The sequence below is a fragment of the Allobosea sp. AK1 genome (genome assembly GCF_006714945.1).
In the GTDB taxonomy this organism is placed as follows: Bacteria; Pseudomonadota; Alphaproteobacteria; order Rhizobiales; family Beijerinckiaceae; genus Allobosea; species Allobosea robiniae.
This window is the reverse complement of record NZ_VFMG01000001.1, coordinates 2,966,574-2,978,105: the sequence shown is the minus strand read 5'-3', so window position 1 is coordinate 2,978,105 and position 11,532 is coordinate 2,966,574. Positions and strand designations below refer to the sequence as shown.

At 67.2% G+C, this 11,532-nt stretch carries 12 protein-coding genes; 10 read left to right on the top strand and 2 right to left on the bottom strand.

The annotated features are described in order from the left end of the window. Positions 1–2 precede the first annotated feature (2 nt). The 3 genes from FHT98_RS14665 to FHT98_RS14655 are packed head-to-tail and all read left to right on the top strand — an operon-like array spanning position 3 to position 2,915. Positions 3–911 (top strand): ABC transporter permease subunit, encoded by a 909-nt coding sequence (locus FHT98_RS14665; protein WP_091862636.1) that lies wholly within the window; start codon positions 3–5, stop codon positions 909–911. 4 nt (positions 912–915) lie between these two features. Beyond that, positions 916–1,938: an ABC transporter ATP-binding protein gene (locus tag FHT98_RS14660; protein WP_142114475.1), complete on the top strand. Its 1,023-nt coding sequence runs from the start codon at positions 916–918 to the stop codon at positions 1,936–1,938. Continuing rightward, positions 1,935–2,915, top strand: coding sequence for a peptide ABC transporter ATP-binding protein (locus FHT98_RS14655; protein ID WP_142114474.1), 981 nt, complete (start codon positions 1,935–1,937; stop codon positions 2,913–2,915). Before FHT98_RS14660 ends, FHT98_RS14655 begins: the two co-directional genes overlap by 4 nt. 42 nt (positions 2,916–2,957) lie before the next feature. Here FHT98_RS14655 and FHT98_RS14650 read toward each other — a convergent pair whose 3' ends face one another. Continuing rightward, positions 2,958–3,704 (bottom strand): glycerophosphodiester phosphodiesterase family protein, encoded by a 747-nt coding sequence (locus FHT98_RS14650; RefSeq protein ID WP_142114473.1) that lies wholly within the window; start codon positions 3,702–3,704, stop codon positions 2,958–2,960. Between the two features lie 120 nt (positions 3,705–3,824). Here FHT98_RS14650 and FHT98_RS14645 point away from each other — a divergent pair, with 120 nt between their 5' ends. Genes FHT98_RS14645 through FHT98_RS14615 form a run of 7 tightly spaced genes read left to right on the top strand, consistent with a single transcriptional unit; the run spans position 3,825 to position 10,718 of the window. After that, positions 3,825–4,664 carry a MurR/RpiR family transcriptional regulator gene (locus tag FHT98_RS14645; RefSeq protein ID WP_185745170.1) on the top strand — a complete coding sequence of 280 codons (840 nt, stop codon included), beginning with the start codon at positions 3,825–3,827 and terminating at the stop codon, positions 4,662–4,664. Positions 4,665–4,724: 60 nt separating this feature from the next. Next, positions 4,725–6,332, top strand: a complete 1,608-nt coding sequence (locus FHT98_RS14640) for an ABC transporter substrate-binding protein (RefSeq protein WP_142114471.1) — start codon at positions 4,725–4,727, stop codon at positions 6,330–6,332. Further along, entirely contained in the window at positions 6,329–7,192 is an 864-nt protein-coding gene (locus FHT98_RS14635; RefSeq protein ID WP_210244377.1) for an ATP-binding cassette domain-containing protein, read from the top strand. Before FHT98_RS14640 ends, FHT98_RS14635 begins: the two co-directional genes overlap by 4 nt. Further along, positions 7,189–8,181: an ABC transporter ATP-binding protein gene (locus tag FHT98_RS14630; RefSeq protein ID WP_061966568.1), complete on the top strand. Its 993-nt coding sequence runs from the start codon at positions 7,189–7,191 to the stop codon at positions 8,179–8,181. Before FHT98_RS14635 ends, FHT98_RS14630 begins: the two co-directional genes overlap by 4 nt. After that, entirely contained in the window at positions 8,178–8,903 is a 726-nt protein-coding gene (locus FHT98_RS14625) for a glycerophosphodiester phosphodiesterase (RefSeq protein WP_142114470.1), read from the top strand. The genes FHT98_RS14630 and FHT98_RS14625 overlap by 4 nt, the downstream gene beginning before the upstream one ends. Next, the gene (locus tag FHT98_RS14620) at positions 8,903–9,835 is read left to right on the top strand and encodes an ABC transporter permease (protein WP_142114469.1); all 933 of its coding nucleotides are present in this window, start codon (positions 8,903–8,905) and stop codon (positions 9,833–9,835) included. The genes FHT98_RS14625 and FHT98_RS14620 overlap by 1 nt, the downstream gene beginning before the upstream one ends. Position 9,836: 1 nt before the next feature. Next, the gene (locus tag FHT98_RS14615) at positions 9,837–10,718 is read left to right on the top strand and encodes an ABC transporter permease (RefSeq protein ID WP_061966571.1); all 882 of its coding nucleotides are present in this window, start codon (positions 9,837–9,839) and stop codon (positions 10,716–10,718) included. A gap of 10 nt (positions 10,719–10,728) precedes the next feature. Here FHT98_RS14615 and FHT98_RS14610 read toward each other — a convergent pair whose 3' ends face one another. After that, positions 10,729–11,481, bottom strand: coding sequence for an AraC family transcriptional regulator (locus FHT98_RS14610; protein ID WP_142114468.1), 753 nt, complete (start codon positions 11,479–11,481; stop codon positions 10,729–10,731). Between the last annotated feature and the right edge of the window lie 51 nt (positions 11,482–11,532).

Sequence of the window (11,532 nt, the reverse complement as noted above, 5' to 3'; positions counted from 1 at the left end):
GCATGAGCACCCAAACCCTCAACGCCCCGACTGCTGCGCCCAGCGCTGCGCCGCCGCATCCCGTCCGCGAGTTCTGGACCTATTTCAGTGCCAATCGCGGCGCCGTCGCCGGCCTCGTCGTCATCGTGCTGGTGCTGCTCTGCGCGCTGTTCGCGCCCCTGATCGCGCCGCATGAGCCGAACCTGACCAACAACGCGGTCTTCCTGAAGCCGCCGTTCTGGCAGGAGGGCGGCTCGCTCTCCTATCCGCTCGGCACCGATGCGATCGGACGCGACATCCTCTCGCGCCTGCTCTTCGGCGCGCGGCTTTCGCTGGTGATCGGCATCGCGGTCGTGGCGCTCGCCATCGTCGTCGGCATCGTGCTCGGCCTGATCGCCGGCTATTTCAAGGGCATCGCCGATATCGCGATCATGCGGCTGATGGACATCCTGATGACGATGCCGAGCCTGCTGCTCGCCATCGTCATCGTCGCCATTCTCGGCCCCGGCCTGATGAACGCGATGCTTGCGGTGGCCATCGTCGTGCTGCCGCATTACGTCCGCATCACCCGCGCCGCCGTCATCGCCGAGGCGAGCAAGGACTATGTCGTCGCGGCCCAGGTCTCGGGCGCGCAGACGATCCGCCTGATGTTCTCCGAGATCCTGCCGAACTGCGCCGCGCCGCTGATCGTGCAGGCGACGCTCGGCGTCTCCACCGCGATCCTCGACGCCGCCGCACTCGGCTTCCTCGGCCTCGGCGCCCAGCCGCCGACACCGGAATGGGGTACGATGCTGGCGGACGCCCGCGAATTCGTGCTGCGCGCCTGGTGGGTCGTCACCTTCCCGGGCCTCGCCATCCTCATCACCGTGCTCGCCTTCAACCTTCTCGGTGACGGCCTGCGCGATGCGCTCGACCCCAAGCTGAAGCGCTGATCCCATGCCCCTGCTCGAAATCGAAAACCTCAGCGTCGAATTCCCGACCTCCCAGGGAACGCTGCGCGCCGTCGACCGCATCGACCTCACCCTCGAAGAGGGCGAGGTGCTCGGCGTCGTCGGCGAATCCGGCTCCGGCAAGAGCGTGACCATGCTCGCGCTGATGGGCCTCGTCGGCTATCCCGGCCGCGTCCGCGCCGACAAGCTGCGCTTCGATGGCCGCGACCTCCTGACCATGTCCGCCCGCGAGCGCCGCCAGCTCACCGGCAAGGACGTGGCGATGATCTTCCAGGAGCCGAGCACCAGCCTGAACCCCTGCTTCACCATCGGCTTCCAGCTTGCCGAGACTCTCAGGAAGCACGAGGGCATGGATAACAAGGCGGCCAAGCGCCGCTCGATCGAATTGCTCGAGCAGGTCGGCATCCCCGCGCCCGAGAGCCGCCTCAAGGCTTATCCCCACCAGATGTCCGGCGGCATGAACCAGCGCGTGATGATCGCGATGGCGATCGCCTGCAATCCGCGCCTGCTGATTGCCGACGAGCCGACGACCGCGCTCGACGTCACCATCCAGGCGCAGATCCTCGACCTGCTGATGTCGCTGCAGCGCGAACGCAACATGGCGCTCGTGCTCATCACCCACAATATGGGCGTCGTCGCCGAGACGGCGCAGCGCATCATGGTGATGTATGCCGGGCAGATCATGGAGGAGCGCAAGGTCGACGCGCTCTTCGCCAACCCGCAGCATCCCTATTCCGCCGCCCTGCTCGCCGCCCTGCCGGAGCGCAGCGAGCATGCGACCCGCCTTGCAACCATCCCCGGCATGGTGCCGGGCCTGAACGATCGGCCGAAGGGCTGCCTGTTCTCGCCGCGCTGCGCCTACGCGACCGATCATTCGCGCAATATCCAGCCGGAGCTGCGGGATTGGGCAGACGGACGGGTGCGTTGCCACTATCCGCTCGGCGATCCCCAGCGCGACGCCGCGCGTGCCCGCGACGAAGCCGGCCAGGCGAAGGAGGCCGCGCGATGAGAAACCCCGTGATCGAAGCGCGCGAGCTGACGCAGATCTATCCGGTCAAGCAGGGGCTCTTCCGCGCCCCGGCGCAGTTGCAGGCGGTGAACAAGGTCTCCTTCGCGGTCGAGGCCGGGCGCACGCTCGCCGTCGTCGGCGAATCCGGCTGCGGAAAGTCGACGCTGGCACGCATGGCGACGCTGATCGAGGCACCGACCTCCGGCGCGCTGACGCTGGACGGGGTCGATGCCGTCTCGCCGCCGGCCAGCGAGCGCCGGCGTCTGCGCCGCACCGTGCAGTTCGTCTTCCAGAACCCCTATGGCTCGCTCAATCCGCGCAAGAAGATCGGGACGATCCTGGAGGAACCGCTCAAGATCAACACCGACCTCTCCGCCGCTGAGCGCACCGAGAAGGCGCGCGCGATGATGGCCAAGGTCGGCCTTCGTCCCGAGCATTATGCCCGCTATCCGCACATGTTCTCGGGCGGCCAGCGCCAGCGCATCGCGATCGCCCGTGCGCTGATCCTGTCGCCGAAAGTCGTGGTGGCGGACGAGCCGGTCTCGGCACTGGACATCTCGATCCAGGCGCAGGTGCTGAACCTGCTCGCCGACCTGCAGGACGAGCTGAAGCTCGCCTATCTCTTCATCTCGCACGATCTCAGCGTCGTCCGCCACATCGCCCATGACGTGATGGTGATGTATCTCGGCAATGCCATCGAGCACGGGCCGAAGGAGCGCATCTACGCCCGCCCCTTGCATCCCTATACGCAGGCGCTGCTCGCCTCGACGCCGCGCGTCGATGCCGGCAAGCGCGAGCGCATCATCCTGCGCGGCGAATTGCCCTCCCCGCTCAATCCGCCGAAGGGCTGCGTATTCTCGACCCGCTGCCCCCACGTCACCGAACGCTGCCGGGTCGAACGCCCGGAGAAGCGCGAAGTCGATGGCCGGCAGGTCGCCTGCCATTATGCCGAGGATTTCCTCGCCAAGGCGGCGTGATCGAGGGCGGAGGTTTCGAGCGGCCCGCCCAACGTCGGATCGCTAGCCGCGGATCTCGCGCCGGACGGCGATGGCGATGTCCGGCCGGTCGGTCGTGAAGGCGCTCACGCCGTCCGAAAAGGCCTTGCGGATCGCCGGCTCGTCATGCGCGCCGTAATAGCCCAGCGTCACCGCCTCGCCGCGGCAGGCCTCGCCATCGCCATCCTGTGCCTGGGCGATACGGATGGCGATCTCTCGCACACCGGCCGCGCGCGCCTCGCGGGATAGCTTGCTCAGGTCCCGCGTGGGGGATGCCAGCAGCTTGTCGGCGACGAGCCAGATCGTCGGCGAGGCCGGCGCGAGGCGCAGGAGTTCTGTGAGCGTGGGCAGATCGAAGGAGGTGAAGGTCGTCCTGTCGAGCAGGCGCCTTTCCCGCAGTCGCGCCACGACCTGCGCCTCGATCCCGGGATAGCGCCCGCCGCCCTGCCGCGTCTTCAATTCGATGCGCAGCCTGATGCCGCTCGGTTCGAGGATATCGAGGATCTCATCGAAGTTCGGGACGGTTTCGCCGTCGGTGCCGATCAGCTCCACGGCCTGAAGCTCCGCCCAGTCCATCTCGCCGACTGCCCCGGAGCCAGACGCCGTCCGGCCGAGCAGGGGATCGTGATGGACGAGCAGAACGCCGTCGCGGCTGCGATGGATGTCGAACTCGATGAAATCCACCGCGAGAACCGCGGAATTGCGGAAAGCGAGGCGGCTGTTCTCGGGCCAGATTTTGGCTCCGCCGCGATGGGAGGCGATGTCCGTCATATCCCTGTCACTGTCCGGAGAGATGTCTGCTTATGCAACATAAATTGCCGATGAGCGAATCTGCAATTTAACTTGCATATCGCTGCAAGGCTCCGTTACGCTGCCTTCATGGGAGACACGATGAACCTGACGGAGATCATCGCGGCGCGCCGGGACGAGCTGACCGAGTCGGACCGGCGACTGGTCGAGGTCCTCCTGGCCAATCGCACCGCAGGTAGCTTCCTGCCGTCGCACAAGGTCGCTGAACAGGCCGGCGTGCACGCCTCGACAGCCGGCCGCCTCGCCCGCAAGCTCGGCTTCGCCTCCTATCGCGAGATGCGCGGAGCGCTGCAGGACACCGTCGTGGCCGATCTCGACGCTTCGGTGCGCGTGCAGCGCCGGCTCGACCGGGTTCGCGGCGATTCCCTGCTCGGCTCGGTCGTCGAAGGCGAAATCCGCGCCCTCGGTAACCTGGTCAACCAGATCACGGACGCGGAAATAGTCGCCGCCGCCGCGATGATCCGGCAGGCCGGGCGCATCCTCGTCGTGGGCGAGGGTCATGCCAGCAGTCTCGCCGACATGTTCGTGCGGCGTCTCGTCAGGTCCGGATACCGCGCCGCGGTCGTCGCCCATGCCGACTGGCAGGCAGCCGACCAGTTGCTCGGCCTCGCCGCCGGCGACGTCGTCGTCGCCATGATCTTCCGCCACGAAAGTCCGGGGGCGGCACGGCTGGTGTCCTGCGCCCGCGAGATCGGCGCCGCCACGCTGCTGATCACCGATCGGCGCACCGGCGTCCCCGTCTGCGACAGGCAACTCGTCGCCGCCCGCGGCGAACAGGGCGAGTTTCACTCGCTGACCGTGCCGATGGCGATCTGCAACACGCTGATCCTGGAATTGTCACGTACCGATCAGGGCCGCTCGCTGAAGACGCTCGCGAAAGTCGAAACGCTGCAACGCCTGTTTCGCGGCAAGCCCGGATAGGGCTGTCGCATCGACGAACGACGGAACACGCAAACGATTCCTGTCCGATGGGAGGATACAATGACCAGATCGACCACACGCAAAGCGCCGCTCGGAGTCGTGCTCGGCACCGGCCTGGCCCTTGCCGCTTGCTCCGGCGCCATCGCGCAGGAGCGACCCGCCCTGACGGTGGCGGTGAACGAGCTCGCACGCTCGCTCGACCCCGGCGAGCACACCGGCAATGTCGATATCCGGATCTACTATTCGATCTTCGACACGCTGATCCGGCGCGACTTCGCCAAGCCGAAGGCCGATGGCGGCGCCAACCTCGTGCCCGGCCTCGCCGAAAGCTGGTCCTGGACGACGCCGACCACCTTCGACCTGAAGCTGCGCCGCGGCGTCGTCTGCCATGACGGCAGCCCGTTCGACGCCAATGACGTGCTGGCGACCTTCTCGCCCGACCGACTCTGGGGGCCGAAGGCCTATTACCCGGAAGGCCGCGTCTATTTCGGCAACTTCACCCAAGTCGAGAAGCTCGACGACTTCACCGTCCGGATCACGGTGGCGCAGCATGATCCGATCATTGAGCATCGCCTGTCGAGCTACATGTCCTTCGCGATCTGCGACGAGCCGTGGAACGCCTTCCGCAAGGAGGGCGTCGACTCCAAGGTCTGGATGGACCAGGCCGCCAAGGCGCTGCGCTGGAAGCCGGTCGGCACCGGCCCCTACAGCTTCGTCGACTACCAGAAGAACGACAAGGTGACGCTCGCCGCCTTCGACCGCTATTTCGGCGGCAAGCCCGCCGCCAAGACCATCACCTTCCGATCAGTCCCGGAAGTTGCGGCGCGCGTCGCCGGCCTCGTCGCCGGCGATTTCGACATCGCCGTCGAACTCCCGCCGGACCAGTGGGACGGGCTCAAGCGCTACAAGGACGTCTCGGTGAAGACCGAGCCGCTGGAGAACAGCCATGTGCTCCAGTTCAACACCAGCGATCCAGTACTCTCCGACAAGAAGCTGCGCCATGCGATGAGCCTGTCGATCGATCGCAAGGCGCTGATCGACGCGCTCTGGAAGGGCCAGACCTATACGCCGAACGGCCACCAGCTCCCGAGCTTCGGGCCGATGTATGTGAAGGACAACAAGGGCTACGGCTATGATCCGGCGCTGGCCAAGAAGCTGCTGGCGGAAAGCAGCTACAAGGGCCAGGAAATCTCCTACCGGCTGATCCCGAACTACTACCTCTACAATGTCGAGGCGGCGCAGGTGATCCAGGAGATGTGGCGCGCCGTCGGCATCAATGCCCGCATCGATTTCGTCGACAGCTTCAAGGAGGTGCGCAAGCCGGGCGCGCAGGCCTTCGCCTGGTCGAACACCTATCGCGTGCCCGATCCGTCCGGCGCCGTCCTGACGCTCTGGGGCCCCGACAGCGAGAACCAGAAGACCTGGAAGCTCTATGGCGCGAGCCCGGCCTTCAACGATGCCGCCAAGGAGCTGACCGCCGAGACCGACGAGGCCAAGCGCCGGGCGACCTTCGCCAGGCTGCTCACGGCCTTCGAGGACGATATGCCGATGACGATGCTCTACAACCCCGTCACCGGCTATGGCGTGAAGAAGGGCATCAACTGGACGCCCTATAGCCAGTACTACATGGACTTCCGCCCTTCGAACTTCTCGCTGGCCGCGAAGTGACGGAGCACGACCGCAGGGCAGGAACTGACGGGGGCAGCGCTGCGCTGCTCTCCGTCGAGGGCCTGACCGTCGGCTTCCGCACCGCCGCGGGCTATGCCGACATCCTGCACAGCGTCTCCTTCGCCGTGCGACCGGGCACGACGACCTGCGTCGTCGGCGAGAGCGGCAGCGGCAAGAGCGTCTCCTGCCAAACGGTGCTCGGCCTCCTGCCCGCGAACGGGCGCCGGACCGCGGGCCGCATCCTGTTCGAAGGGCGCGACCTCGCCGCCGCCAGCGAGGCCGAGCTGGAAACCATCCGCGGCCGCGGCATCGGCATGGTGTTCCAGGACCCGCTCGGTTCGCTCAACCCGCTCCATACGGTTGGCACGCAATTGCGCGAGACCTTGCGCCTGCACACCGCGCTCTCCGAGCCGCAGCGGCAGGCGCGGGCGCTGGAATTGCTGCGTCTCGTCGGCATTCCCGAACCGGAGCAGCGTCTCGCGTCCTATGTCCACCAGTTCTCCGGCGGCATGGCGCAGCGCGTGATGATCGCGATGGCGCTGGCCTGCGAGCCGAAGCTGCTGATCGCGGACGAGCCGACGACCGCGCTCGACGTGACGATCCAGGCGCAGATCCTCGACCTGCTCAACCGGCTCAAGGCCGAGTTCGGCATGGCGATCCTGTTCGTCACCCATGATCTCGGCGTCGTCGCCGAAATGGCTGACGATGTCGTGGTGATGCGCCATGGCCGCGTGGTCGAGGCCGGCCCGGCCGCACGCGTGCTGAACGCTCCCGAAGCGCCCTATACGCGCGAACTCCTCGCCGCGATGCCGCGTCTCGATGTTGCCGCGCCGATCTATCGCGAACGGGTCGCGTCATGAGCGCCGCGACCGAGCCCCTGCTGCGCGTCTCAGGCCTGCGGCGGCATTTCGGCGGCGGGCGCTCCTTCCTGCGGACGCAGCGGACGATCCGCGCCGTCGAGGACGTGTCGCTGACCTTGCGGATCGGCGAGACGCTCGGGCTCGTCGGGGAATCCGGCTGCGGCAAATCGACGACCGGGCGGATGATCGTCGGGCTCGAACGGCCGAGTGGCGGCGAGATCCTGTTCAAGGGCCGCGACCTCACAAGCCTGACACCGACGGACTGGCAGCGGCAGCGCCGCGACATCCAGATGATCTTCCAGAACCCGCAATCGGCGCTCGATCCGCGATTGAGCATCGGCCGGCAGATCCGTGAGCCGCTCGACCTGCACGAGATCGGCGAGCGCAGCGGGCGCGACTCCGAAGTCCTGCGCCTGATGCAGGCGGTGGCGCTGGCGCCGGAGATGGCCGATCGCTTCCCGCACCAGATCAGCGGCGGGCAGGCACAGCGCGTCGTGATCGCGCGGGCGCTGGCGATGAAGCCGAGCCTGATCGTCTGCGACGAGCCGGTCTCGGCGCTCGACGTCTCCGTCCAGGCAACGGTGACCGAGCTGCTGCAGGAGCTGCAGGAGCGCTTCGACATCGCCTATCTCTTCATCTCGCACGACCTGCGCGTGGTGAAGAAGCTCTCGCACCGCATCGCGGTGATGTATCTCGGCCAGATCGTCGAGGAAGGCCTAACCGACTCGGTCTACCGCGCCCCGATGCATCCCTACACGATGGCGCTGCTCGCCGCGATTCCCGATCTTTCAACCGCGCACGCTGTCCGGCCCGTTAGGCTCGCGGGCGATCCGCCTTCACCGGCCAATCCGCCGTCGGGCTGCCATTTCCACACGCGCTGCCCCTACGCCCGCCCGCGCTGCTCGGCCGAGATGCCGGCTCTGCGCCCGCTCGGCGAGGGCCGCAGCGTCCGCTGCCATTTTGCTGGTGAACTGGGAGTTGCGTCATGACCCGGCCGCTCGTCATTGCCCATCGCGGCCATTCCGCCCGCTATCCCGAGAACACGCTGGAGGCCTATCGCGCAGCGATCGCTGCGGGCGCCGATCTCGTCGAGACCGATGCGCGGCTCAGCGCCGACGGCGTCGTCATCGCCTCGCATGATCCCGATCTCGCCCGCATCGCCGGCAGCGATGCTGCGATCGCGGAAACTTCGCATGAAAACCTCAAGGCCATCGCCCGCTCCGGCGGCGTCCAGCTTGCGACGCTCGCCGAGGCGCTCGCCGCGATCTGCCCGCATCGCCAGGCACTGATCGACATCAAGACGAAAGACCTCGCGATCATCGATGCGGTGCTCGCGGTGATCCGGGAACTTGGCGTGCTCGATCGGGTCTGGGTCGGCGCGCGCGAGGTGCTTCAGGTCGCGCATGCCACCCTCAAAGTGCCGGGCATCCGGGTACTCGCCTTCCTGCCCGACAAGTCCAATCCGGATCACTACGCCGCTGCAGGCGCGAGCGCTTTCCGCATCTGGGAAGGCTCTCTCGGCGGCCCGGTCGCGGCGCGATTGCTGGGGCACCTGCCGGTCTGGATCACCGCCGGCGGCAACGGCACCGGCCGCATCGTCGGCGATGTCGACGGCGACGCTCTCTTGCGCATCCTCGCGCACGCGCCGCAGGCCGTGCTGCTCAACGATCCCGACCTGCTGATCGGCCTGCAAAGCCGCAAGGCCTCGTGATGTCGAGCCGAATCTTGCTGACCAAGCTCGCGCGCGGCCTCCTGACCGTCTGGCTGATCGTGACGCTGACCTTCGTCGCGCTCAATCTCTCGGGCGATCCGATCGAGGCGCTGGTCGGCGACCAGGCCCCCGCCGAAGTGATCGCGCATTACCGCGAGAAATTCGGCCTCGACCGGCCGCTCTGGCAGCAATACGTCTCCTATGTCTCAGGGATCGCGCAGGGCGATTTCGGGCTGTCGCTCTCGGATCAGCAGCCTGCCATCGAGCTCATTGCCGCGGCGCTGCCGCGCACACTCCGGCTCGGGCTGACCGCCTTTGTGCTCGGCCTCCTGCTCGGCGTCGGGCTCGGCATCATCGCGGCGCTCAACCGCAACCGGCCAATCGACCGCTTCGTCATGAGCTTCGCCGTGCTCGGCTTCAGCCTGCCGAACTTCTTCTTGGGCATCCTGCTGATCCTGCTGTTCTCGCTGCACTGGCGCCTGCTGCCGAGTTCGGGCGACCAGACGATCTGGCACCTGATCCTGCCGGCAATCACGCTCGGCACGCATTTCGCCGGCACCTTCGCCCGTTTCACGCGCTCGGCGATGCTCGAGGTTCTCAGCAAGCAATATGTCGTCGCCGCCCGGGCCAAGGGCGTGCCGCGGCCGCGCCGGGTGCTCTGGCACGCCCTGCCCAACGCCGCGATCCCGATCATCACGATCATCGGCCTCAAGCTCGGCGATCTCGTCGCTGGCTCAATCATCGTCGAGACCGTCTTCGCGGTGCCCGGCGTCGGCCGGTTGCTGGTCAATGCCGTGACATCCCGCGATTTCGCTCTGGTGCAGGCGATCCTGATCATGACCTCGATCACGATGGTTCTCGCCAATCTCGCCGTCGACGCGATCTATGCGCTGATCGACCCGCGCATGCGCGCCGCCCGGTCGGAGAGCTGAGATGGCGCTGACGACCCTGTTCCGCCGGAAGGACGATGCGCCGGTCCGTGCCGAAGCACGCTATCCGACACTCGTCATCATCGCGCTTGCCCTGCTCGGGCTGATCCTCGTGATCTTCCTCTTCGCCGACTGGCTGGCTCCTTACGACTACCGCACGCAATCGCTGCTGAAGCGCCTGAAGCCGCCGAGCTTCCTCGGCGGGCTGCCCGAACACCTGCTTGGTACCGACGAACTCGGGCGCGACGTCCTGAGCCGCCTGATCTACGCGATCCGCTTCAGCGTGCTCGTCGCGCTCGGCGGCACGCTGATCGGCGCCTTCATCGGCACCATGCTCGGCTTCATCGCCGCCCATTTCCGCGGGCTGGTCGAGGAGGCCATCATGATGCTGGCGGACGTGCAGGCATCGCTGCCCTTCATGATGATCGCGCTGGCGTTGATCGCGCTCTTCGGCGGCGGCTTCTTCCTGTTCGTCGCGATCATGGGCTTCTATGGCTGGGAGGTGTTCGCGCGGCTGACGCGCGGCGTCGTCATCGCCGCCAATACGCAGGGCTATGCGACGGCCGTGACGGCGCTCGGCGCGCCGGCCCGCCATGTCTATCTCCGGCATGTCCTGCCGAATATCCTGAGCGTGCTGATCGTCCAGTTCACGCTGAACTTCCCGCAGGTGATCCTGCTGGAGACCTCGCTCTCCTTCCTCGGCCTCGGCATCCGTCCGCCCCTGACCAGCCTCGGCCAGATGCTCGGCGCCGGACGCGCCTATCTCACCAGTGCGTGGTGGATCGCAGTGCTGCCCGGCATGGCGATCTTTCTGACGACGATGTCGATCTCGATCGTCGGCGACTGGATTCGGGACCGGCTCGACCCGACCTTGCAATCGCGCTGACCGGCCTTCATCATGACAGATCGGTCCGGCCGAGGACACGCTTGGCCGCTGTCCGCAGCGCACGCTGGTCGGCATAGCCAACCGCCCTGGCAATCTGGTGGGGCGGCGCGCCATCGCTCGCCATCGTCATGGCCCGGAGCACGCGCAGGCGCGAGCGCCAGTCACCGAAGCTCAGGCCGGTCTCCGCCCGAAAGCCGCGCGTCAATGTCCGCCGGCTCGCTCCCGCGCGCTGCGCCCAGCCATCGATGTCGAGGCCAGAACCGGGGTCCTTCAGCAAGGCATCGCAGATGCGCCGCAGACGCACATCCCGCGGCAAGGGCAGGGTCAGCGCCGTCTCCGGCGCCCGCGCGATCTCGTCGAGAATCAGCGCGGCGAGATGCCCGCCGCGCCCGGCCTCGTCATAGAGCAGCGGCTCTACCGCAAGCGCCTCCAGCGCCGAAGCGAGCAGGCTGGAGACCTCCAGCACGCGGCACCCCACCGGCAGGACACCGACCGCGTCTGGCGCGATATAGGCCGAGCACATCGAGACCGCGCCATGCATCCTGACCTCATGCGAGAGACCAGGCGGAATCCAGAGCGCATGCCGGGCCGGCAGAACCCAGGTGCCGTCCTCGGCCCGGACCAGCGTCAGGCCAGCGGTGGCATAGAGCAGTTGCGCGCGCGGATGGCTGTGCCAGCCCGTGCTGGCGCCGGCTGAATAGCTCTTCGGCATGACGGCAACGGCGCGCGGCACCGTCTGATAGGCCTCGCTCTCATTGCGCATCACATCTCCTGTTTGGCCTGATCCTGCCGAATAACGGCCCGACAGGCTTAA

Excerpts from the sequence above, each read along its gene's own strand:
- FHT98_RS14610 (WP_142114468.1), bottom strand. The coding sequence starts at position 11,481 with ATGCGCAATGAGAGCGAGGCCTATCAGACGGTGCCGCGCGCCGTTGCC.
- FHT98_RS14660 (WP_142114475.1), top strand. The coding sequence starts at position 916 with ATGCCCCTGCTCGAAATCGAAAACCTCAGCGTCGAATTCCCGACCTCC.
- FHT98_RS14640 (WP_142114471.1), top strand. The coding sequence starts at position 4,725 with ATGACCAGATCGACCACACGCAAAGCGCCGCTCGGAGTCGTGCTCGGC.
- FHT98_RS14615 (WP_061966571.1), top strand. The coding sequence starts at position 9,837 with ATGGCGCTGACGACCCTGTTCCGCCGGAAGGACGATGCGCCGGTCCGT.
- FHT98_RS14645 (WP_185745170.1), top strand. The coding sequence starts at position 3,825 with ATGAACCTGACGGAGATCATCGCGGCGCGCCGGGACGAGCTGACCGAG.
- FHT98_RS14630 (WP_061966568.1), top strand. The coding sequence starts at position 7,189 with ATGAGCGCCGCGACCGAGCCCCTGCTGCGCGTCTCAGGCCTGCGGCGG.
- FHT98_RS14655 (WP_142114474.1), top strand. The coding sequence starts at position 1,935 with ATGAGAAACCCCGTGATCGAAGCGCGCGAGCTGACGCAGATCTATCCG.
- FHT98_RS14650 (WP_142114473.1), bottom strand. The coding sequence starts at position 3,704 with ATGACGGACATCGCCTCCCATCGCGGCGGAGCCAAAATCTGGCCCGAG.
- FHT98_RS14625 (WP_142114470.1), top strand. The coding sequence starts at position 8,178 with ATGACCCGGCCGCTCGTCATTGCCCATCGCGGCCATTCCGCCCGCTAT.
- FHT98_RS14665 (WP_091862636.1), top strand. The coding sequence starts at position 3 with ATGAGCACCCAAACCCTCAACGCCCCGACTGCTGCGCCCAGCGCTGCG.
- FHT98_RS14620 (WP_142114469.1), top strand. The coding sequence starts at position 8,903 with ATGTCGAGCCGAATCTTGCTGACCAAGCTCGCGCGCGGCCTCCTGACC.